We start from the raw sequence: 21,150 nt of genomic DNA, 5'->3' as shown, positions 1-21,150 counted from the left end.
GGATTCAATAGTGAACTCCAGTCGTCCCTATCTGTTGAGAGCACTCTACGAGTGGATTGTTGATAACGACTGCACGCCCCATGTGATCGTTGATGCGACGGCGCCCGGTGTCGACGTGCCCGAGGAGTACGTTAAGGACGGACAAATCGTCCTCAACCTGTCTCCCTCCGCAGTGATCGAGCTGCAGCTGGCCGATGATTGTGTGAGCTTCAACGGCCGTTTTGGAGGTAAGCCTACCGATGTCTTTATGCCCATGGCGGCAATTCTGGGTATTTATGCCCGGGAGAACGGCCAGGGCATGGCTTTTGAACCGGAAGAGGGCGATGACGACCCCTCTCCCGAAGGCGGTAACGAACCCACGCCGTTCCGGCGCAGCGGAAAACCCAGTCTCACCGTTGTAAAGTAGGGGGCGACCGCCGCAGGGAATCAAAACCCTAATCGATGTACTCGAAAAGCCGCACTACTCTCTGGACTCCTGAGGTGTCAGCAGCTTCCTCCGCGATACGATCTCCTTCCTCCCGGGTCACCATGCCCAGGAGATACACCACCCCATCTTCCGCGACAACTTTCACGCGCAGTCCCGGGGTTTTGCTACCGGTGAGAAGAAATGTTTTAACCTTGTTGGCGATCCAGGTGTCTGAAGCCCGTGTCATCGCCGAGCTGGCTGCAGCGACCTCCAGTTCGTTGTATATGCGCCGGACGTCACGAATCTTCCGCACGACGTCGTTGGCCTTTTGACGAAGCTCTTCCTGAGGTACCTGGCCGGCGATCAGTACATAGCCGTTGTAGCTCTGGACGACCAGGTGTCCCTGGTCAAAACGATCGTCGGCTGCATGGAGATTGACGATGGCTTTTGTCTCGATGGACTCATCGGCAATGCGCTGGGCAAAGGTGCGCTCGCCGGGATCATCCTCAATGGCATCGGATTCTAAGGTGGCGAGCAGAGAGCCACAGCCCTGAAGTAAGAGCAGGCTTAGCACCGTCAATGTGCCGGCAAGGCGCGTTGAAAAAACGGCAGAAAACAGGGTCGCTGAAGATTCGCGGCACGCCATGGTCAGTTTATTCTCCCAACAAAAATTGTTTGATGTGTTCCCTGAGGCAGTGGATGGCCATGAGGGCAAGCTCGCTGCGCTGGTCCTCATCGGCAGCGCGAAGCGCAATACAGCTGCCACCGGGTACCTCCGTGTTGTCTGACAGCGCAATGGTCACGAGGTTTCGGGTCTCGGCAAATTGAATAAATTTTTGTGCAATGGCAGCGCCCGCACCGCGATCGATACACAGCAAAACATCTCCGTCCCGGGAGAGCGTGCGAAGGTCCCGCCACAGCTGGGTGTCTCCCCCTGCGCTGTCACTGCAAAATGCCAGGGCAGGTAACGCGGGCCCGGGTTCTATGGGAGTTCTCAGGGTCGCGGCGACGTGAGCGGCGAGTGCAGCATCTTTGCCACAGGCGCAGACCAGTACTTTTCTGTCGTCCAACATCGCCTGGGCCAGGAGACTGGTAGCCGCTGTAAGTCCGGGAGCCATGCTGTCCACGGCGTTGGCAATGGTTTCGATGCGCCGGTGGAAGCTCGCGGCTGTGCGCTCGTAGTTTTCGTCGATCATGGCTTCGGGCTCATAAACGCGGGACGACCGACTTGGGGGAAAGCGGTTTTCTCAGGTGATGAAAGCGGCCTGAATCCAACGCGCCTCGAAATGCTGTCCGACGCCGCCCGGTTCCCAGGCAATCACATCGAAGCGACAGGGCAGGTGACCCCACTGGGGGTGACGGTTGAGAAAATAAGCTGCGCACAGCGCGATTCTACACTGCTTTGCCCGGTTCACCGAAGCGGCGGCACCGCCATGGCTGCGATGGCGTCGGGCGCGGACCTCCACAAACAACAAGCGGTGCTCATCGCAGGCGATGATATCAATTTCGCCGGCTTTGCATCGGTATTGCGTGTTCAAGATACGCAGGCCATAGGACCGAAGTAGGGCTGCGCTTCGCGCCTCAAACTCATCACCACTTGCGGTGCTCGTCATTGCTGCTGTCTCCCCGTCCCCAAAAAAGGTGCTTTGCTGCCGCCTCTTCTTGCCGCAGATGAGAAAGAGGCTCAGGGGAAGTCTAGATCAGCGGGGGCGTAGTTCGCCTCGGTTGAATTCAGCCATATTCAATCGGCGTTCGAGGAATCCGTCATCGTTTGATTGTAATTCGGCGGTGAGACCAAAATATAGCGGCGAGGCTGCGCTGCGCATGCGCCACCACCGCTTCGCGAGGGCATAGGCATCCATGCCCAGAGCGTGGAGCGCGGCTGAACTGCCGTCAGCGTCCAATGGGCGTGGGGCCAGGCGCCAGGGCATCGCCAGCACCCTGAGGCCTCCCAGATCTCGATTGAGTCCGGTGTTGCCAGTGCCGCTGTCTGCTGTAGACAGCGCATACACCGGGAGATCCCCGGCGTAGTGGTAGTTGACGAGGGGTTTGAGCGCCCGGGTCTCGTCGCTGCTTTTGCTCAGCAAAAACACCGTATCCAGATCTTCCCGGCGGCGCCCCGCGGTTTCTAACGGTTCATTGAACAGTGACCGTACCGCCCGGCTGCGGGCGCCACTCTCGCCCAGGCCGAGGGCGTCGCGTAGCTTGGGCGAATGAGTGTCGGGCTTGCCATAAATTGCTGTGGTCGGGATGTGGCCGCCAAGGGCCCGCCAGCGTCGTGCAAGCGCCAACTCCATGCGTTCGCCCCATTCACCTTCCGGCCGAATCACCAGCGCTCGTCGCGCGCCATCGGCGAAGGCATCTTCCGCCAGTTGCCGGGCTTCATCCTCCGGCGCGAGGGACAGGAGAAGGGCGCCAGGACTGTTGTCCCCACCCGGCAGCGGACGATTGAGTGCAAGCACGGGGACGCTCAGCTCAGGCTGGGCCAGGAGCTCTCCTACCTGCCGCTTGCCCAGGGGGCCCACAATCACACTTGCCCCTTTTGCCTGGGCCTCCGCATAAGCAGCGCCAATGGTGTCGAAGCGCCGGCTGTCTAAAACGTCGACGGTGAGCCCCCCTTGCTGCTCGGCAAAAAAGCCCGCAATAAAGCCTTCGCTTACAGCTGCGCCTGCTTTCTCCAGAGGGCCCGACAGGGGCAGCACCAGCGTGAGTTTGGCGCTTTTTGCGTCCTCCAGCGCGGCTTCCCTTAGCGCATCAGCATGCGCCCGGCCCTGATGCTGCGGGTACTGTGTGCTCCAGGCCGAGAGCGCTGCGGCTGTCGCCAGAGGGCTGTCGGCGGTGTTTGCAGCGGCAAGATCCAGCCACCCCTGAGTAATCGTGTCATAGGAGGGGGAGGAGCTTCCCTCTTCCTCGAGTCGCTGCGCTGCACTCCAGACGACTTCGAGGAGCCACGGGTCGGGCGGGGCATCCTGTTTCCCCTGGGACAGCAGACGGAGTCCCAGTTGCAATTGCGCGGCGTTGTTTTCCTGTCGTCGGGCAACAGCTAACTGGTGGCTCAGGACGGCGCGGCGCAGCGCATCCGGAAGCGGCCGGGCCTCAAGGGCGGCCATGATGGCCCTGTGGTCCCCGGTGTCGCCCCGAAGGTAGGCAATCCGCGCCCGGTAATAGTCAATCCACAGCGCGGTGATGATGACGTCTTCGGGGGCTGGGGTATCGGACGCTTCAGCCTTTTCATCGTCGGATGATTCAAGCTTCGGAAGGGCCAGGGTTGCGGCCATCCAGTCGCCGTCGGCCAGAGCAGCGCGCGTTGCTGCAAACAGTTCATCATCCAGGGGTTCCCCTGTAACCGCTGGCAGATAGGCTTCCACCGCGGCGGGGGGCACGGTGGCCGCAGGAGCATCAGATCCCCCCGGAAACCCGGCGCGGCTGGGAAGGTTTCCCGGGGTGGTTCCGCAGGCAACCAGAACGCCGGCGGCCATAGCCCCGGTAAGACCGGTACGCCAGCAGTGAGGCGAGCTCAGCATGTTATCCTCGCTATTGGACCGCGATAATTGCTGCGGTGATATCCCCATTATAAGGAAGCCAGTCGCTCTTGGAACCGGCGCTCTACATCGTGGCCACGCCTATCGGTAATCTCGGTGACATTTCCCGGCGGGCGGTGGAGGTACTTTCCCAGGTGTCATGCATCGCGGCGGAGGACACCCGTCGCACGGGGCAACTCCTCAGCGGCGAGGGTATCAAGACGCGCATGCTCGCATACCATGAGCACAGCGCACCCCAGGTGGCGGAGCAGCTGGCAGCGCGTGTGGCCGCCGGAGAGTCCGTGGCGCTGGTGTCCGATGCCGGCACGCCCACAATATCGGATCCCGGTTACCGTCTCGTGCGGGTCGTGCAGGATGCGGGCTTGAAAGTTGTTCCCCTGCCCGGACCCTGTGCTGCCGTGGTGGGACTGTCTGGCTCAGGACTGCCCAGTGATCGCTTCGCTTTTGAGGGCTTCTTGCCCAATCGCGCTGAGGCCCGCCGGCGGCGCCTGGGGGCTCTCGCTTCGTCGGATGCCACTTTGATTTTCTATGAGGCGCCTCATCGCATCCTGGCGACCCTGGAGGACCTCAAGTCGGTGATGGGTGGATCGCGCGAGGGCGCTTTGGCGCGGGAGCTGACCAAGAGCTTCGAAACGATCCGTCGGGCGTCCCTTGAGGAGCTCTGTGACTGGGTACGCGATGATGCAAATCAGTCCCGGGGAGAGATTGTCCTGCTGTTGGCTCCCGCGCCGGATCAGGAGGGTGGGGAGGTGGATCCTGCCCTGGGGGAATTGCTGCGGGGGATGGCGGAGCATATGCCGGCACGTCAGGCGGCAAAATTGGTTGCTGCCTATGCAGGCATGCGCAGTCGTCAGCTCTACGATTATCTATTGCAGCACAAAGAGGATTGACGGGCAGTTGGGCTCACCGCTCATTGCTCCTCCATTCATCGTCTCCTATGTTTCTTGCGCCCCGGCCCCGGTGCAGCTACTCTGCGCTCGAAGTTGGCCAGACGATCGCGGTATTCCCTGTCTTGCACAGAGGATACGGAGGAAAGTCCGGGCTCCATAGGGCAGGGTGCCAGGTAACGCCTGGGGGGTGTGAGCCCACGGAAAGTGCAGCAGAAAGGAAACCGCTTCTCTTTAATACAACCGCTCAGGGCTGTGGGTGTGACCGCTGAAGGCTGTTCTCAGCTGGAGGCTGTTCCTGCGGCTTAGGGCTATTGTTAGGGTAGTAAGGGTGAAAAGGTGCGGTAAGAGCGCACCGCGCGGCTGGTAACAGGCGTGGCGATGGTAAACCCCACCTGGAGCAAGACCAAATAGGAATCCATCAGCTGCGGCCCGCAGTGGATTCGGGTAGGTCGCTAGAGGCGGGCGGTGACGCTCGTCCCAGATGAATGATCGTTCTCGACAGAACCCGGCTTATCGGCCAACTTCTTCAAATTTTCCAGCGGCTGTCCCTTTAGGGCAGCCGTTTTTCTTTTCGACGCCGCTCTACTGCCCCTGCAACCCCGTTCTAGGTCAAGCCTGGCGAGTTCCCAGCGACAATCCTGGCTCTGATGCGACGGAAAAGGCCGCGCTGGGCTTCTCGTGCGGTGACCTCAGCTCTTTTTAGACGGAATTTGCCTAAAACCTGGCTGTAAAATAAGTAAACGAGCTTTAACTTAAAGTAAAAACTTAGGTTAAGGCCTTAGGCCGCTGTTTTTGTGATTTTTTACCGCGGCGAAAAATGTCTGGAAACGCCTCCTGATCCTCCCTAAACTGCGCCCAAACCCCTGAAATAACAGGCTTTTTTACTGTTTGTTCCTTGACTTGTCCTTTCCCGCGCACCTATAGTGTCGAGAAGTGGAGAGAAGTGGATAATTCTGGCGATTTGTGGAATTCGCTGGAAAAAAGGGGTTTATAAAAAGTGTTCCGTGGTGTGCAGCACATCAATATGGATGCGAAGGGTCGCCTGGCGATCCCCGCGCGTCAGCGTGAGCCATTGCTTGAGCAGTGTGCTGGCGAGATTGTTGTGACTATCGACACCCAGACCTCCTGTTTGTGTATCTATCCGCTGCCCGCCTGGGAGCAGATTGAACAAGACCTGCAAAAGCTACCCTCTCTGAACCCGGCGGTAAAACGCTTCCAGCGTCTCATGCTGGGCTATGCCACCGATATACAGCTCGACAGTAATGGCCGTATGTTGCTGCCGCCGTCTCTGCGCGAGTACGCCCGCCTGGAAAAAAAGCTGGTGCTGGTGGGGCAGGGCAACAAGATGGAACTCTGGAGCGAAGAGCTCTGGATTGTCGAGCGCGACAAGGCGCTGGAAGATGTCGGGGCGGATGAGCCATGGCCCGACGAGCTGATGAATCTGCCCCTCTAGATGGCGGCCTCCCATGAAACGGTATTGTTGCACGAAGCGGTGGATGCGCTGGTAGGCAGCCCCGCCGGCCTTTACGTTGATGGCACCTTCGGACGCGGTGGGCATAGCCGGGAGATCCTCAGTCGACTGGATAACCGGGGTCGTCTCTTCGCCTGTGACAAGGATGAAGAAGCGGAGCGGGATGCGCAGGAGCTTCTTGCCGAGGATGATCGTTTCAGTTTTGCCCGGGGTTCTTTTGCTGCATTGCCGGCCTTTTTAAAGGAGCGGGGTCACGGCGCCGTTGATGGCATCCTCCTGGACCTCGGGGTTTCGAGTCCGCAGCTGGATCAGGCGGAACGCGGCTTCAGTTTTCAGCAGGACGGGCCCCTGGATATGCGCATGGATCGCAGTCGCGGGGAATCCGCTGCGGACTGGATTGCCACCGCACCGGAGCAGGAAATCATCGATGTGCTTCGGGAATACGGCGAGGAACGCTACGCCCGACGCATTGCTGGGGCCATCGTCAAGGCACGCTCAGAAAAACCTCTTACGCGAACCGCGCAGCTTGCCTCCATTGTCAGCGAGGCGCATCCGCGCTGGGAAAAACACAAACACCCCGCAACTCGTTCCTTTCAGGCTATCCGTATCCACGTCAACCGTGAGCTTGATGATCTCGCCGAGCTTTTGTCGCTCGCGCTGTCGGTGCTCGCCGTCGGTGGTCGTTTGGTGGTGATCAGTTTCCACTCCCTCGAAGACCGGTTGGTCAAGCGTCATCTTCGTGACATGAGTCGCGGTCCACAGCTACCCCGGGACCTGCCGGTGAGAGATGTGGATGTGGGCGTGCCCATGCGCCTGCTGGGTAGAGCCGTGCGTGCCAGTGACAGTGAGGTCGCAGCCAACCCGCGATCGCGCAGTGCCATCATGCGCTGTGCGGAGAAGCTCGCATGAGCGCCGGGGTCATCAGGCCCTGGTGGACAGTGGTGTTACTGGTGCTGGTGCTTGGCAGCGCCTTCTCGATCATCGCCAGCACCCACGCCAGTCGTGGCTTTTATGCCCAGCTCCAGGACCTGGAAGCACGACGGTGGTACCTCGAGGAAGAGTTCAGCCGTCTGCTCCTCGAGCAGAGCACTCTGGCATCCCATTATCGCATTGAGAGTGAAGCAGGAGAGACCCTCGGTCTCGTCGCCCCTGGCCATGAGCAAACCCGTTTGGTGGCTCAATGACTAAGGCGGCTAAAGTGCAGGTGCAGCACTGGCGGGCGAATGTCGTCATTGCGTTGCTGGTGTTGATGTTTATTGCGCTGATCGGGCGGGTGCTGTCTCTCCAGGTTCTGGATATGGGTCGGGGCGTTGAGTTCCTCAAGCGCCAGGGAGACATGCGTATGCTGCGCACGGCCGAACTCCCCGCCTATCGTGGGCTCATCACTGATCGCCGGGGCGAGCCCCTTGCAGTGAGCACGCCGGTGATTTCCCTTTGGGCGAACCCCAAGGTGCTTGGGAGCAGCGAGCGTCTGCCCGAGTTGGCCTCGGCGCTTGATCTGACTACGGCTGAGTTGGAAGACCGGCTGGCACGCTACAGCGGCAAGCAGTTCATGTACCTGCGCCGGCACCTGATTCCCGACAGCGCCCGTGAAGTGCTGGCCTTGAATATTTCCGGGGTGCGCGCTGAGCGGGAGTACCGTCGTTTTTATCCTGCGGGAGAGGTTGCGGCGCAACTGGTGGGCATGACGAATGTGGATGGCGCTGGCGTGGCGGGGCTGGAGCTTGCCTATGACGACTGGCTTCGCGGGTATCCGGGTAAAAAACGCTACATCAAGGATCTCCATGGCGATGCGGTGCGCGATATCGGTGTGATCGATCCCGTGCGCCCCGGACGCAATCTGCAACTCTCCATTGATTTGCGTCTTCAGTACCTCCTTCACCGGGAGTTGAATCGCGCCGCTACTGTGACCGGCGCCGAGGCTGGCGTCATCGTCACCATCGATAGCCACACGGGTGAGGTGCTGGCAAGCGCCAGCTACCCCGATTTCAATCCCAACAATCGCAGTACCGTGACCATGAGTCAGACGCGCAATCGCGCGCTCACCGATATCTTCGAGCCCGGCTCCACCATGAAGCCGCTCACTCTGGTAGCAGCCTTGGAGTCCGGGCGTTACGACACGGATACGCTTATTGATACCAGCCCCGGGCGTATTCGCGTCGGCCGCAAGGTGCTCCCCGATCCGCGCAATTACGGTGAGATCACCCTGTCGCGCGTGGTGGAGAAATCCAGTCAGGTGGGCATAACCAAAATCGCCCTGGATATCGGCCATGAGCCTATCTGGGACGTGTTTAACCGTTTTGGCCTGGGGCAGGCGACTGCCACGGGTTTTCCCGGCGAGAGCGCGGGCCTCCTTCCCCAGCGTCCCCGCTGGCGTCCCATCGAGCAGGTCACTCTGGCTTTTGGCTACGGTCTGACGGCCACACCACTGCAAATCGCACGGGCCTACGCGGTCTTCGCCAATGGCGGCATGCTGCCGGAGCTTTCTCTTTTGCAGCGCGAAGCCGTTGATGTGCGACGCGAACGGGTTGTCGATGCGGATATTGCGGCAAAGGTCCGTGGTGTACTCCACGAGGTGACCGGCTCCCAGGGTACTGCCCGTAAAGCGCGAGTGCCGGGGTACGAGGTGGGCGGAAAGACCGGCACCGTGCACAAGGTGGGCGCCGGCGGTTACCTTGATGATCAATATGTGGCGCTCTTTGTGGGCATGGCCCCTATTGAGGACCCCCGGTTTGTCACGGTAGTGGTTCTGGATCGCCCCAAGGGTGATAACTACGGCGGCGGCTCCGCGGCTGCACCGGTGTTTGCCCGGGTCGCGGCAGAGACGCTGCGCCTCCTTGGCGTGGCCCCGACCCTGGAAGCGCCCGAGGCGATGCTGGCAGTCGCCACAGGAGGGGGGGCATGACGCCTGTAATCGTCAATACCTGCCGCGAGATGCCCGCGCTCCTTGAGGGTATGGCGGCTGACGTGCCTAACATTGATGTCGCCGGGTTGTGCCTGGATAGCCGCAAGCTTCAAAAAGGCGAGCTCTTTGTGGCGCTCCGTGGCGAGTCCCATGACGGCAGAGCGTATCTCCAGCAGGCGGCGGCCTCGGGGGCAGTGGCTGCGCTGGTGGAAGACCAGTTGCCCGGTGCATCGACGCCCCTTCCCTGCGTGGTCATCCCCCGGTTACGTCACCGGCTGTGCGAAATCGCCGGGCGTTACTATCGCGATCCCAGTCGTCAAATGCATGTGGCGGCAGTCACGGGCACCAATGGCAAGACTACTGTGAGTCAATTTTTTGCCCAGCTACTTCGAAGTGCGGGTTACGACTGTGGAGTGATTGGCACCCTGGGAGCATCGCTCTCTGTCGGCGTGCGGGACAGTATTCACACGACCCCCGATGCCATCGCCATGCAGGAAATTCTGGCAGCCTGGGCGGGACAGGCGGTGCCCTTTGTCAGTATGGAAGTGTCGTCCCACGCCCTGGATCAGGGTCGTGTTGCCGGGCTGGATGTGGACTCAGCCATCTTCACCAACCTCACGAGGGATCATCTTGATTACCACGGGGACATGGCGTCCTACGGGGCGGCAAAAGCCCGGCTGTTTGCCTTCGATTCACTGCGCACAGCGATTCTCAATGGGGATGATCCTTTCAGCGATGTCCTTGAAGAAAAGGTTCCCGCGGGGGTCGCGGTGCTCCGCTATGGCCTGAACAACGCGTCGGCAGACGTTCGCCTGAGCAATCTTCGCCTGAACAGCGTCGGAATGCAGCTGCGTTTGGAGAGCCCCTGGGGTAATGCATCCTTGAGCTGTCCTCTTCTGGGCAAGTTCAACGCTGTTAATCTTCTCGCTGCACTCACAGCAGCCTTGCAGGCGGGTGTGCCCTTTAATGCGGTGATGACGGCCGTGGAAAGTTTGCAGCCGGTGCCAGGGCGCATGGAGCCATTGCATAGTGCCGGAGGCCCCCTTGTGGTGGTGGACTACGCGCACACACCGGATGCTCTTCGTCAGGTGCTGCTGGCATTACGGGAGCAATGCGGGGGCAAGCTCATCGCCGTGTTTGGCTGCGGGGGTAATCGCGACAAAGGTAAACGCCCATTGATGGCTGAGGCGGTTGCTGCGCTAGCCGACAGCGCGGTGATTACCAGTGACAATCCCCGCAGCGAAGACCCGCTGGCGATTATTGCCGACATCGAAGCGGCGATGGAGGGTGAATATCGCGTCTGTGCCGATCGCGCTGATGCTATTGCCCTGGCTATAGAGTCCGCCGGTCCAGAGGATTGCGTACTCATCGCGGGTAAGGGCCACGAGGACTACCAGATCATTGGTGATCAGCGTCTCTCCTTCAGTGACAGCTCTGTTGCCCGGCAGGTCCTTGCGAGGTCAGCCGCATGATGTCAGCGCTGACATTGCCTGTAATCGCAGAGCGTCTCGGTGTGCCTTACGAGGGCGCGGCACTGGCAGTCTCTGGGGTCGCCATCGATTCCCGTGCAATAACGCCGGGCGGTCTCTTTGTGGCGCTCCCGGGTGAGCGTGTCGACGGTCATAGTTTCATTGACGCGGCGGTGGCCAACGGCGCTGTTGCAGCTCTGGTGGAACGTCCGGTGGATGCGAACATTCCCTGCCTGCTGGTCCCGAGCTGCCTGGCGGCGCTGTCGGAAATAGGCCGGGCGAGTCGCGACTTTTCCCAGAGCCTGGTAATAGCCATTACCGGCAGTTGTGGCAAAACCACGGTAAAAAATCTCTGTGAGAGCATCTTCAGCCAGGCGGGGCCCACGGTGGCAACCGCTGGCAACTACAACAATGAAATTGGCGTGCCGCTGACACTGTCACGGCTGGGTGATGAAACCCGCTACGCCATCGTTGAGATGGGCGCCACGCGACGCGGGGACATCGCCCACCTTTGCGCCCTCGCACGGCCATCGGTCACTACCGTGCTTAACGCCATGGAAGCCCATTTGGAAGGGTTTGGCAGCGTGGCCGATGTGGCAGACATCAAAGCGGAAATTTTTGACGGCCTTGGTAAGCAGGGCACGGCTATTTTGAATCTCGATCAGTCCTGGGTGCCCATGTGGCGAGAGCGTATCGCGAGTGCCGGCGCCGCCACTCTTAGCTATTCCCTCGGTCAGGGCGGCGATATCACCATTGCCGGTCTCAAGGACCTTGGGCTGCGCGGTAGTGAATTCACGCTGCGAATTAACGGTGAGCAGCAGGCCGTGCATTTTTCGCTTCCCGGTCGCCACAGCGTCGCCAATGCCCTCGCGGCTGCGGCGCTGGCAACCGCGGCTGATCTCAGTCTCGAGACGATCGTAACGGGTCTTGAGAGTGCCGAAGCGGAGCCTGGTCGTTTGCATGCCGAGAGCCTGGGCACGGATAAAACGCTTATCGATGACAGTTACAACGCCAACCCCGGTTCCGTGAGAGCGGCAATAGATCTCTTGTCGGCAACCGCCGGAAACAGCGTGCTGATTCTTGGCGAAATGTTGGAGCTGGGCGACGAGAGCGCCGAGGCGCATCGGGAAATGGGTGCACGGGCGAGGGAGAAGGGCGTGACCCGTTTTGTCGGTATCGGCGAAGCCCTGAAGCCGGCTGTAGAGGCCTTTGGATCGACGGCGCAGTGGTACCCGACGCGAGATGCGCTGACAGCGGCTCTCCCGGCATTGCTGTTGCAGAGTGACATCCTGCTGGTGAAAGGATCGCGGGGCGCGGCCATGGAGTCAGTGTTGGTGGCCATTCGTGAGACAGCCGGGGAGGGCGGCTTATGCTGATGATCCTGGCGGACTATCTGGCGCAGTTCGAATCGGCGTTCCGGGTGTTCCAGTATCTGACGCTGCGGGGCATTCTAGCGGCGGGAACAGCACTGCTGATTTCCCTCCTCGTGGGTCCCGTGATGATCCGCCGTCTCAGCTATTACCAGGTGGGGCAGTCGGTGCGCAGTGATGGCCCTGAGTCCCATCTGGAAAAATCCGGCACTCCCACCATGGGCGGTGCGCTGATCCTCGTTGCCATCGCTGTGAGCACCCTGCTCTGGGCGGACCTGTCCAATGCCTACGTATGGGTTGCTCTATTGGTAACCGCCGCCTTCGGGGCCGTGGGCTGGGTGGATGACTACCGCAAGGTCGTGGAACGCAATCACCGCGGGCTGCCGGCGCGATGGAAGTATCTGTGGCAGTCGGTGGCTGGCCTGTCTGCCGCGCTGTATCTGTTTTTGAACGCGGACAGTCCGGTGACAACCCAGCTGTTCATTCCCTTTTTTAAAGATATCGCGATACCCATGGGCGCGGCGTTTGTTGTGCTGGCTTACTTCGTCATCGTCGGCGCCAGCAACGCGGTGAACCTCACCGACGGTCTCGATGGTCTGGCGATTCTGCCGACGGTGCTCGTGGGAACGGCGCTGGGGCTCATCGCCTATCTGACGGGTAACGTGAACTTCGCGGAGTACCTGCAGATCCCTTACGTAGCGGGCAGCGGTGAGCTGTCGGTGTTCTGCGGCGGTATTGCCGGCGCTGGTCTGGGTTTTCTGTGGTTCAACACCTACCCCGCGCAGGTGTTTATGGGTGATGTGGGCGCTCTCGCCCTCGGCGCAGCTCTGGGAACCGTCGCCGTGATTACCCGTCACGAGATAGTGTTTTTCATTATGGGCGGCATCTTCGTCCTGGAGACTGTCTCCGTGATTCTGCAGGTGGCGTCTTTCAAACTCACCGGCAAGCGCCTTTTCCGCATGGCACCGATTCATCACCATTACGAATTAAAAGGCTGGCCCGAACCCCGCGTTATCGTCCGGTTCTGGATTATTACGGTAATGCTGGTGCTGTTCGGTCTTGCCACTTTGAAGCTGCGGTAATGGGGGAGATAGCGAAAAACATGTCGTCTCTTATCAGCAGTACGCGTCGCAAGGTGGTTGTGGGTCTTGGTGTTACGGGCCTGTCCGTAGCCCGTTACCTTGCCCGCAGCAAAGAGGAATTCACCATTGTTGATACCCGGGAGCAACCCCCGGGACTCAAGGAGCTTCGCGCTGAGCTGCCCCAGGTGCCCGTGATGGTCGGCAGCGACGCGCAGGATGTTCTGAACACCGCTGCAGAGTTAATTGTGAGCCCGGGGATATCGCCTGATGAGCCCTGGTTGCAGGAGGCGGTGAAAGCAGGCGCACATCTCTGCGGTGACATCGATCTCTTTGTTGCTGCGGCGAAAGCGCCGGTCATCGGTATTACGGGGTCCAACGCCAAGTCTACGGTCACCGAGATGCTGGGGGCGATGGTCAGGGCTGCCGGATACACGGCGGGCGTTGGCGGCAATCTGGGTGTGCCGGCGCTGGATCTCCTGGACGACGACAATGAATTCTACGTGCTGGAGTTGTCGAGCTTTCAGCTGGAGCGTGCTGGTGCGCTGAATCTTGAGGTGGCGACGGTGCTCAATGTGACACCGGATCATTTGGATCGTCACGGCAGCATGCCGCGCTATCACCAGGCCAAGCACCGAATTTTTAATGGCTGTCATACGGTGGTCTTTAACCTTGATGACCCGCTGACCATTCCTCCCCTCGCAGCGGGGCGGCAGCAGCTAAGCTGGCGTCTGGGCGAGCCCGACCTCCAAGGCTTTGGCCTCCGCGACATCGATGGTGAGCTGACCCTGGTAAAAGGTTTTGAGCCTCTGCTGAAAGCCTCACAGCTCGCTTTACCCGGTCGTCACAATCTCGCCAATGCCCTCGCTGCGCTGGCGTTGGGTTCGGCTATCGATCTTCCACGAGCCGCGATGCTCACCGTGCTTTGTGAGTTCCCGGGTTTGGAGCATCGCTGTGAGCTGGTACTGGAGCACGATGGTGTGCGCTGGATTAACGATTCCAAGGCGACCAACGTCGCGGCGGCGCTCGCGGCGATCGAGGGTCTGGGTGCATCCCATCGCCTCATTCTTATTGCCGGTGGCCGAGATAAAGGGGCGGATTTTCAGGTGCTTAAATCCGCTGTCGCGGCTCACTGTGGCAAGGTCCTGCTTATTGGCGAGGCGGCTGCGACCATGGCCGATGCGCTGGGTGATGCGAGCGATCTTGTGCACGCAGGAACGCTTGACGCCGCGGTGGATCTGGCGAGGAAGACAGCGGAGCCCGGCGATATCGTTCTGTTGTCTCCCGCCTGCGCGAGTTTCGATCAATTCGAAAGCTACGGGGCCCGCGGTGAGTTCTTCAAGGCGTTGGTCCTGGCGGAGGGCCCGGCATGACTAGCGCCGCTGCCACCTCCACTGTAAGCGTCTCCGTTGATACCGGGCGCCTCCCGGACCTGATGCTTATGGCTATTGCTGCGGCTCTGCTGCTCATCGGTTTGATTGCGATTAGCTCCGCCTCCGTGGGCTATGCCGAAGCCAGCTACGGCGATATGTGGCATCACAGTATCCGCCATCTTATTTACCTCGCGCTGGCCCTCATCAGCGGTTTCGTGTGCTACCAGGTGCCGGTGGAGTTTTGGTACCGCAGCGGTTGGCTGCTATTGCTCCTCTCCAGTCTGCTGCTGATTCTGGTACTGATTCCCGGCGTAGGTCGCAACGTCAACGGCAGCCAGCGTTGGCTGGCCCTGGGTTCCATGACCCTCCAGCCCTCGGAGCTCGCCAAAGCGGCGATGATCGTTTATCTGTCTGGATACCTGCTTCGCCAGGGCAAAACCCTGCAGGAAAGTTGGCAGGGCATTTTGCGCCCGCTCATGATTCTCGGTCTGGTTGCGGTACTGCTGTTGGCTGAGCCGGATTTTGGCGCGGTGGTCATTATGTTTGCTACGGCCTTCGGGATGCTGTTCCTGGCGGGTATGCGATTGACCCATCTCAGCCTGATCATTGCGGCCACCGGTGTTCTGGGCGCCTTACTTATTCAGGCAGCGCCTTACCGGCTGCAACGTCTCATTGCCTACACCGACCCCTGGGCAGACCCCTTCGGCTCGGGCTTTCAGCTGATCCAGTCGCTCATTGCGTTTGGTCGCGGCGAGTGGTTCGGCGTAGGACTGGGCAACAGTGTGCAGAAATTGTTTTACCTGCCTGAAGCCCATACAGATTTTGTATTTTCTATCTGGGCGGAAGAGACGGGGTTTGTGGGCGCCTTCCTTCTGATCAGTCTGTTTCTGGCGCTGGTGCTGCGGATCTTTTATCTCGGTCGTCAGGCGCAAAAGGACGGGCAGCTGTTTTCTGCCTATCTGTGTTTCGGCGTGGCGCTGATGTTCTCTGGGCAGGGCTTTGTCAACATGGGGGTGAGTGCCGGGCTTTTGCCGACCAAAGGTTTGACCTTGCCTTTGATCAGTTATGGCGGAACCAGCCTCATCACCGCCTGTGTGCTTCTGAGCATGGTGCTCCGCGTTGCTCACGAGCGCCAGCAGCCAAAGCGGGGACGCAAGCGATGAGCGCTCCTCTGGCTTTGATGCTCGCTGGCGGCACGGGAGGACACGTTTATCCCGCGCTGGCCGTGGCGCTGGATTTGCGCGAGCGCGGTTTTCGGCTGGCCTGGGTGGGTACCCGCCGTGGCCTGGAGGCGCGGGTGGTACCTGGCGCTGAAATACAGTTTGTGCCGTTGCCCATGCGAGGATTGCGAGGCAAGGGCCTCCTTCAGCAACTGCTGGCCATCGTGCTGTTGGGGATATCTTTGCTGCAGTCGCTGTGGTTAATGCTGCGCTTCAGGCCGGCGTTGGTGGTGGGTATGGGAGGCTATGCGTCCTTTCCTGCTGCCTGCGCCGCATGGTTGACCCGGCGACCCTTACTTCTTCAGGAGCAGAACGCGGTGCCCGGGAGCGCGAATCGCGCACTGGCGCGGATGGCCTCGGCGATCGTGACGGGTTTTCCCGAGGTGCTCACGGAGTATCCCAAGGCGCAATATCTGGGTAACCCGGTGCGCAAGGATTTACTGCCTGTGGCGAAGGAATTTCCGTGGATGCCCAATTCCGCGACGCCGCTAAGGGTATTGGTGCTTGGGGGAAGTCTCGGCGCGCGCCCCCTCAATGATGCGATTCCCGCCGTGGCAGCGGCCCTGGGCGACAAGTGCGAATGGCGTCACCAGTGTGGCCCCACGCATACCGATGCAACGCAGAACAACTACGCAGCGGTCACGAACACCCGGTGGAAGGTGGAGCCTTATCTGGAAGACATGCCCGAGGCCTACGCCTGGGCGCAGCTGGTGATTTGCCGTGCCGGCGCCTTAACCGTTGCCGAACTTGCGGTAACGGCGCGGCCATCCATTCTTGTTCCCTTGCCCTATGCCATTGATGATCACCAGAGTGCCAATGCCCGGTTTCTGGCTGATGCAGGTGCAGCGGTATTGCTGCCACAGGCGGACCTGGCGGGAGAGCTGGAGTCAACGCTGCAAAAACTTCTTGATGACCCTCAGGGGCTGGCAGCCATGTCCCGTGCTGCGGCCGCCTGCGCTCGACCGGATGCCACGGCGGCCATTGCCGATCGTGCGGAGGCCCTGACGCGATGACGGCAGCCGTTGTTCCAGGATCCTCTGAAATGCGCCGGGTACGCCGTATCCATATGGTGGGTGTGGGCGGTAGTGGAATGAGTGGCATTGCCGAGGTGCTGGTCAATCTGGGTTTCTCTGTGAGTGGCTCTGATCTTATGGAGGGTGCGGTTACCCGCCATCTCGCAACCATGGGCGTTTCCGTGACCATTGGCCATCGTGCGGAAGCTGTGAGCGACGCCGATGTGGTGGTGATTTCCAGCGCCGTGGGCGAGAACAACGACGAGCTGGTCGCCGCCCGGGAGCAGCGCATCCCCGTTGTCCGGCGTGCGGAAATGCTCGCGGAATTGATGCGCCATCGCTACGGTATTGCGGTAGCGGGTACGCACGGTAAAACCACAACAACCAGTCTGATCGCCGCGGTCTTTGCCGCCGCGGATCTGGATCCCACCTTTGTAATTGGCGGGCGTGTTAACAGCACCGGCACCCACGCGCAGCTGGGCACGGGGCGCTTTCTCATCGCTGAGGCTGATGAGAGTGATGCATCGTTTTTGCATCTGCAGCCCATGGTGACCGTGGTGACCAATATTGAAGCGGACCACATGGAAACCTACGGTGGTGACTTTGCAGAGCTCCGTCGCACCTTCGTTGAGTTTCTTCATAACCTGCCCTTCTACGGTCTCGCTGTGCTTTGTGTGGACGACCCTGTGCTGGCCGGACTGGATGCGGATCTCGGTCGCCCCATTCTTGGCTATGGCTTCAGTGAACACGCGGATTACCGCATTAGCGACCTGGAGCCGGACGGGCTGTCGACGCGCTTTGTGGTCGAGCGCCCTGACTCCCATCCGCCGCTCGCAATAAGCCTGAATATGCCGGGCCCTCATAACGTGCTCAATGCCACAGCGGCGGTGGTTGTGGCGACGGATCAGGGTATTGACGATGCGGTAATTCAGGATGCTCTTGCGAACTTCGGCGGTGTGGGGCGGCGCTTCAGTGTGTTTGACAACATACAGATCGGCGAGCATGAAGTGACGCTGGTAGACGATTACGGCCACCACCCCACCGAGGTCGCGGCCACCCTGGCGTCGGCACGGCAGGCCTGGCCGGACCGCCGGGTAGTCATGGTGTACCAGCCCCATCGCTTTACCCGCACGCGAGATCTCTACGACGACTTTGTGAGCGTGCTGTCCGAGACGGATTTTCTTTTGCTACTGGAGGTGTATCCGGCGGGGGAAGAGGCCATCGCGGGTGCCGACAGTCGCTCCCTGGCGCGCTCCATTCGCCAGCGTGGGCAGCTGGATCCGCTGTACGCACCCACCGCCCTGGAAGTCCCCACCCTGCTGGCCGACGTGCTGGAGCCGGGCGACATCCTGGTTACCCAGGGTGCCGGTGACATTGCGAGACTGGCGAACAAGCTTCGCGACGCGCAGGTGTTGTTGTGAGTGCCCTCGCTCGTCTCCGTGAACTTCGGATTGCTGTGCTTTTCGGCGGAGCCTCCGGCGAGCGGGTGGTTTCCCTCGCCAGTGCCGATACTGTGCTGAATGCCCTTCGGGACGGTGGCTACGAGCCCCTTGCCCTGGATACCGGTGAGCCCCGCTGGTGGGCGCGTCTCGAGGACATGGATATTGCCTTCAATATCCAACACGGCGTGGGCGGTGAAGACGGTGCGACGCAGGGCCTCCTTGCAAGCATGGGTGTCGTGGGAACAGGCAGCGATGTGCTCGGGTCCGCGTTGGCCATGGACAAGCTGCGCAGCAAGCAGTTGTGGCGATCCCTGGGGCTGCCCACGGCGAATTTTGTTTCGGTGGATGGGCACACTGATGCAGCCGCTCTGCTGTCGGAGTGGGGTGCCGCATTCATCAAGCCGAGCGCTGAAGGCTCCAGTCTCGGAATGACGCGGGTTGCTACGCCAGATGCCTTTGCAGCAGCTCGTGATTCTGCCGCAGTTTACGGTGAACGGATTCTTGCCGAACAGTTTATTGACGGGCCGGAGTACACCGTTGCCGTTCTCGGCGAGCGAGCCTTGCCTCCTATTCGCATTGAGGCCACCCGGGAGTTCTACGACTACGAAGCCAAATACAAAGGCAGCAGTACGCGGTACCACATTCCCTGCGGCCTCACCGACGCCGAAGAAAAGAAGCTTTGCAACCTTGCCCGGTCGGCCTTCGCGGCTCTCGGTTGCTCCATCTGGGGGCGGGTCGATCTTATGCGTGACAGCAGGGGCGACTTTCAGCTTCTCGAGGTCAATACCATCCCGGGCATGACGGACCATAGCCTGGTGCCCATGGCAGCCACCGCTGCGGGTCTGTCACTACTGGAGCTTGTTGAAGAGATTTTACTGCTGTCCTGGCAAGCCGGGACATCGCTCAAGGGGAGGGAAGGCTGATGGCGGCATCGCGCAGAAACACCCGTCGTCGGCAGAAGAAGATAACTGTGTCCTCGCGACTCAGGGTGCTTCTTACGCGCTTGCAAAGCGGGGTGAGCGTTTTGCTGCCCTTCAGTGCGCTTATGGTCCTTGCGGTGGTTTTCTATCTGGGTATGGAGGCGCTGCGCGGTGTTCCCGTAGAGCGCATTGTTGTCACTGGAAAAATTGAGAATTTGCGCCAGGAGGCCCTCCGTGACGCGCTTTCCGGCCATCTGGATGGCGGACTTCTGTTTCTCAGTCTCAGTGACCTCCAGGGAACGCTTGAAGCCCTGCCCTGGGTTTACACCGCCGAGCTTCGCCGCCGGTTTCCCGACACTCTGGAGGTGAGCGTCGTAGAGCAACTTCCCATAGCGCGTTGGGGTGATGAGGCCTTTTTGAATCACGAGGCGCGCATTATTGGCGTAACCGATGGGGAGCGCTGGCAGGATCTGCCGGAGATCCGCGGCCCAGAAGGTAGTGAAGGACGACTCATGAATCACTATCAGCGTCTCCTTGAGCGCTTGCGGCCTCTGCAGCTGACGCCCACGGCTCTTAGTGAAGATGCTTATGGGCAGCTTTATGCGCGTTTGGATAACGGGCTTGAGCTGCAACTTGGGGACCATGACTTTTCTCTCAGGTTGCAGCGCTTTCTGCTGTTGTGGAAAAACGATCTCAAGGATGCCGACCGCCTGGTGCGGCGCGTCGATATGCGCTACGACGGCGGCGCTGCCGTAGCGTTTGACCAGACCCCGCAGTTGGCGGGGCTGACGGAAAACCCCCAGGTAGGTAGACAGTAATGGCGGCGGCAAAAGACAGACGAATGATTGTCGGACTGGATATCGGCACCTCTAAGGTGGTTGCGATCGTGGGCGAAGTGCTGGCCGATGGCAGCATCGAAGTGATCGGTATCGGGTCTCATCCTTCAAAGGGCATGAAGAAGGGTGTCGTAGTCAATATTGACTCCACGGTGCAGTCCATCCAGCGGGCGGTTGATGAAGCGGAGCTCATGGCGGGTTGCCAGATTCATTCCGTGTATGTGGGTATCGCGGGATCTCATATCCGAAGCCTCAACTCTCACGGCATCGTGGCTATCAAGGAACAGGAGGTGGTGAGTCAGGATCTCGAGCGTGTGATCGATGCGGCTCGCGCTGTTGCGATTCCCGCGGATCAGAAGGTGCTCCATGTGCTGCCCCAGGAGTACGTCATTGATAGCCAGGAGGGCATTAAAGAGCCCCAGGGTATGTCCGGTGTGCGGCTGGAGGCCAAGGTTCACCTGGTGACCTGTGCCGTGAACGCTGCGCAGAACATCGAAAAATGCATCCGTAAATGCGGTTTGGAGGTCGAGGACATTATTCTCGAGCAGCTCGCATCTTCTTATTCCGTGCTCACTGACGACGAGCGGGAGCTGGGGGCGTGTCTGGTAGATATTGGCGGCGGCACAACAGATATTGCCATTTTCACCGAGGGCTCAATCCGGCACACGGGGGTCATTCCCATCGCGGGGGATCAGGTGACCAATGACATCGCCATGGCCCTGCGTACGCCATCGCAGTACGCTGAGGAAATAAAAATTCGCTACGCCTGCGCACTGACCCAGCTCGCGGGTGCGGACCAAACGATCAAGGTACCCAGCGTGGGCGACCGTCCGCCCCGGGACCTGTCACGGCAGTCCCTCGCCGAGGTAGTGGAGCCCCGCTACGACGAACTGTTCACGCTCATCCAGGCCGAACTCCGGCGCTCTGGTTTCGAAGATCTCATTCCCTCGGGCATCGTGTTAACCGGTGGTACTTCCAAGATGGAGGGAGCGTCGGAGCTTGCCGAGGAGATTTTTCACATGCCCGTGCGCGTGGGTTATCCGCAGAGCATTGATGGGCTGGCTGACATTGTTCGCAATCCGATTTATTCCACCTCGGTGGGCTTACTCCTCTATGGCAGTCGCCATGCAGGAGAAGGGCACGGTGGTGCGCCGCGGGCCACAGGAGAGCCGTGGTGGACACGACTGTCACGATGGTTTCGCGACAGTTTTTAA

Annotated in this window: 20 protein-coding genes and 1 other RNA gene; 17 read left to right on the top strand and 4 right to left on the bottom strand. The window is 60.3% G+C overall.

Annotated elements, in window-relative coordinates:
• The first annotated feature begins 10 nt into the window (after nt 1-10).
• A complete protein-coding gene (locus ACTG3T_RS08560) occupies nt 11-406 on the top strand; it encodes a ClpXP protease specificity-enhancing factor (protein ID WP_439101850.1) in 396 nt (131 codons plus the stop codon).
• Nucleotides 407-434: 28 nt separating this feature from the next.
• Here the strand turns inward: ACTG3T_RS08560 and ACTG3T_RS08555 are convergent, their stop codons facing one another.
• From ACTG3T_RS08555 to ACTG3T_RS08540, 4 genes are all read right to left on the bottom strand, one after another.
• On the bottom strand, nt 435-1,052 hold the full coding sequence (locus ACTG3T_RS08555) for a BON domain-containing protein (RefSeq protein ID WP_439101849.1): 618 nt from the start codon (nt 1,050-1,052) through the stop codon (nt 435-437).
• Between the two features lie 7 nt (nt 1,053-1,059).
• The gene (locus tag ACTG3T_RS08550; RefSeq protein ID WP_439101848.1) at nt 1,060-1,602 is read right to left on the bottom strand and encodes a phosphoheptose isomerase; all 543 of its coding nucleotides are present in this window, start codon (nt 1,600-1,602) and stop codon (nt 1,060-1,062) included.
• Nucleotides 1,603-1,653: 51 nt separating this feature from the next.
• Complete coding sequence (locus tag ACTG3T_RS08545) at nt 1,654-2,019, bottom strand: YraN family protein (protein WP_439101847.1); 366 nt, start codon at nt 2,017-2,019, stop codon at nt 1,654-1,656.
• Between the two features lie 87 nt (nt 2,020-2,106).
• On the bottom strand, nt 2,107-3,930 hold the full coding sequence (locus ACTG3T_RS08540) for a penicillin-binding protein activator (protein ID WP_439101846.1): 1,824 nt from the start codon (nt 3,928-3,930) through the stop codon (nt 2,107-2,109).
• Nucleotides 3,931-3,998: 68 nt separating this feature from the next.
• On the opposite strand from ACTG3T_RS08540, the gene rsmI reads away from it, so the two are divergent.
• The 16 genes from rsmI to ftsA all read left to right on the top strand — a co-directional run bounded on the left by rsmI (nt 3,999) and on the right by ftsA (nt 21,150).
• Nucleotides 3,999-4,838 carry a 16S rRNA (cytidine(1402)-2'-O)-methyltransferase gene (rsmI, locus tag ACTG3T_RS08535; protein WP_439101845.1) on the top strand — a complete coding sequence of 280 codons (840 nt, stop codon included), beginning with the start codon at nt 3,999-4,001 and terminating at the stop codon, nt 4,836-4,838.
• Nucleotides 4,839-4,927: 89 nt separating this feature from the next.
• An RNA gene (gene rnpB, locus ACTG3T_RS08530) (RNase P RNA component class A) lies at nt 4,928-5,367 on the top strand.
• A 468-nt stretch (nt 5,368-5,835) separates the two neighbouring features.
• Complete coding sequence (gene mraZ / locus ACTG3T_RS08525; protein WP_008294505.1) at nt 5,836-6,291, top strand: division/cell wall cluster transcriptional repressor MraZ; 456 nt, start codon at nt 5,836-5,838, stop codon at nt 6,289-6,291.
• Nucleotides 6,292-7,218 carry a 16S rRNA (cytosine(1402)-N(4))-methyltransferase RsmH gene (gene rsmH, locus ACTG3T_RS08520; RefSeq protein WP_439101844.1) on the top strand — a complete coding sequence of 309 codons (927 nt, stop codon included), beginning with the start codon at nt 6,292-6,294 and terminating at the stop codon, nt 7,216-7,218.
• Complete coding sequence (gene ftsL, locus ACTG3T_RS08515; RefSeq protein ID WP_439101843.1) at nt 7,215-7,493, top strand: cell division protein FtsL; 279 nt, start codon at nt 7,215-7,217, stop codon at nt 7,491-7,493. The genes rsmH and ftsL overlap by 4 nt, the downstream gene beginning before the upstream one ends.
• Nucleotides 7,490-9,214, top strand: coding sequence for a peptidoglycan D,D-transpeptidase FtsI family protein (locus tag ACTG3T_RS08510; RefSeq protein WP_439101842.1), 1,725 nt, complete (start codon nt 7,490-7,492; stop codon nt 9,212-9,214). Before ftsL ends, ACTG3T_RS08510 begins: the two co-directional genes overlap by 4 nt.
• Nucleotides 9,211-10,686: a UDP-N-acetylmuramoyl-L-alanyl-D-glutamate--2,6-diaminopimelate ligase gene (locus tag ACTG3T_RS08505; protein ID WP_439101841.1), complete on the top strand. Its 1,476-nt coding sequence runs from the start codon at nt 9,211-9,213 to the stop codon at nt 10,684-10,686. The genes ACTG3T_RS08510 and ACTG3T_RS08505 overlap by 4 nt, the downstream gene beginning before the upstream one ends.
• The gene (locus tag ACTG3T_RS08500; protein ID WP_439101840.1) at nt 10,683-12,059 is read left to right on the top strand and encodes a UDP-N-acetylmuramoyl-tripeptide--D-alanyl-D-alanine ligase; all 1,377 of its coding nucleotides are present in this window, start codon (nt 10,683-10,685) and stop codon (nt 12,057-12,059) included. The genes ACTG3T_RS08505 and ACTG3T_RS08500 overlap by 4 nt, the downstream gene beginning before the upstream one ends.
• Nucleotides 12,053-13,135, top strand: a complete 1,083-nt coding sequence (gene mraY / locus ACTG3T_RS08495) for a phospho-N-acetylmuramoyl-pentapeptide-transferase (RefSeq protein WP_439101839.1) — start codon at nt 12,053-12,055, stop codon at nt 13,133-13,135. Before ACTG3T_RS08500 ends, mraY begins: the two co-directional genes overlap by 7 nt.
• Before the next feature lie 20 nt (nt 13,136-13,155).
• Entirely contained in the window at nt 13,156-14,505 is a 1,350-nt protein-coding gene (gene murD, locus ACTG3T_RS08490) for a UDP-N-acetylmuramoyl-L-alanine--D-glutamate ligase (RefSeq protein ID WP_439101838.1), read from the top strand.
• A complete protein-coding gene (gene ftsW, locus ACTG3T_RS08485) occupies nt 14,502-15,668 on the top strand; it encodes a putative lipid II flippase FtsW (RefSeq protein ID WP_439101837.1) in 1,167 nt (388 codons plus the stop codon). Before murD ends, ftsW begins: the two co-directional genes overlap by 4 nt.
• Nucleotides 15,665-16,738: an undecaprenyldiphospho-muramoylpentapeptide beta-N-acetylglucosaminyltransferase gene (murG, locus tag ACTG3T_RS08480; RefSeq protein ID WP_439101836.1), complete on the top strand. Its 1,074-nt coding sequence runs from the start codon at nt 15,665-15,667 to the stop codon at nt 16,736-16,738. The genes ftsW and murG overlap by 4 nt, the downstream gene beginning before the upstream one ends.
• Nucleotides 16,735-18,159, top strand: a complete 1,425-nt coding sequence (gene murC, locus ACTG3T_RS08475; RefSeq protein ID WP_439101835.1) for a UDP-N-acetylmuramate--L-alanine ligase — start codon at nt 16,735-16,737, stop codon at nt 18,157-18,159. Before murG ends, murC begins: the two co-directional genes overlap by 4 nt.
• On the top strand, nt 18,156-19,103 hold the full coding sequence (locus tag ACTG3T_RS08470) for a D-alanine--D-alanine ligase (RefSeq protein WP_439101834.1): 948 nt from the start codon (nt 18,156-18,158) through the stop codon (nt 19,101-19,103). The genes murC and ACTG3T_RS08470 overlap by 4 nt, the downstream gene beginning before the upstream one ends.
• Nucleotides 19,103-19,918 carry a cell division protein FtsQ/DivIB gene (locus ACTG3T_RS08465; protein ID WP_439101833.1) on the top strand — a complete coding sequence of 272 codons (816 nt, stop codon included), beginning with the start codon at nt 19,103-19,105 and terminating at the stop codon, nt 19,916-19,918. The genes ACTG3T_RS08470 and ACTG3T_RS08465 overlap by 1 nt, the downstream gene beginning before the upstream one ends.
• Nucleotides 19,918-21,150 (top strand): cell division protein FtsA, encoded by a 1,233-nt coding sequence (gene ftsA, locus ACTG3T_RS08460; protein WP_439101832.1) that lies wholly within the window; start codon nt 19,918-19,920, stop codon nt 21,148-21,150. The genes ACTG3T_RS08465 and ftsA overlap by 1 nt, the downstream gene beginning before the upstream one ends.

The sequence above is a fragment of the Congregibacter sp. genome (assembly GCF_965660375.1).
GTDB lineage: Bacteria > Pseudomonadota > Gammaproteobacteria > Pseudomonadales > Halieaceae > Congregibacter.
The sequence above is the reverse complement of the archived record's forward strand: the minus strand, read 5'-3'. Positions and strand labels throughout refer to the sequence as shown.

Coding starts and splice junctions, on each gene's coding strand:
- ACTG3T_RS08555 (WP_439101849.1), bottom strand. CDS start 1,052: ATGGCGTGCCGCGAATCTTCAGCGACCCTGTTTTCTGCCGTTTTTTCA.
- ACTG3T_RS08550 (WP_439101848.1), bottom strand. CDS start 1,602: ATGATCGACGAAAACTACGAGCGCACAGCCGCGAGCTTCCACCGGCGC.
- ACTG3T_RS08545 (WP_439101847.1), bottom strand. CDS start 2,019: ATGACGAGCACCGCAAGTGGTGATGAGTTTGAGGCGCGAAGCGCAGCC.
- ACTG3T_RS08540 (WP_439101846.1), bottom strand. CDS start 3,930: ATGCTGAGCTCGCCTCACTGCTGGCGTACCGGTCTTACCGGGGCTATG.
- rsmH (WP_439101844.1), top strand. CDS start 6,292: ATGGCGGCCTCCCATGAAACGGTATTGTTGCACGAAGCGGTGGATGCG.
- ftsL (WP_439101843.1), top strand. CDS start 7,215: ATGAGCGCCGGGGTCATCAGGCCCTGGTGGACAGTGGTGTTACTGGTG.
- ACTG3T_RS08510 (WP_439101842.1), top strand. CDS start 7,490: ATGACTAAGGCGGCTAAAGTGCAGGTGCAGCACTGGCGGGCGAATGTC.
- ACTG3T_RS08505 (WP_439101841.1), top strand. CDS start 9,211: ATGACGCCTGTAATCGTCAATACCTGCCGCGAGATGCCCGCGCTCCTT.
- ACTG3T_RS08500 (WP_439101840.1), top strand. CDS start 10,683: ATGATGTCAGCGCTGACATTGCCTGTAATCGCAGAGCGTCTCGGTGTG.
- mraY (WP_439101839.1), top strand. CDS start 12,053: ATGCTGATGATCCTGGCGGACTATCTGGCGCAGTTCGAATCGGCGTTC.
- murD (WP_439101838.1), top strand. CDS start 13,156: ATGTCGTCTCTTATCAGCAGTACGCGTCGCAAGGTGGTTGTGGGTCTT.
- ftsW (WP_439101837.1), top strand. CDS start 14,502: ATGACTAGCGCCGCTGCCACCTCCACTGTAAGCGTCTCCGTTGATACC.
- murG (WP_439101836.1), top strand. CDS start 15,665: ATGAGCGCTCCTCTGGCTTTGATGCTCGCTGGCGGCACGGGAGGACAC.
- murC (WP_439101835.1), top strand. CDS start 16,735: ATGACGGCAGCCGTTGTTCCAGGATCCTCTGAAATGCGCCGGGTACGC.
- ACTG3T_RS08465 (WP_439101833.1), top strand. CDS start 19,103: ATGGCGGCATCGCGCAGAAACACCCGTCGTCGGCAGAAGAAGATAACT.
- ftsA (WP_439101832.1), top strand. CDS start 19,918: ATGGCGGCGGCAAAAGACAGACGAATGATTGTCGGACTGGATATCGGC.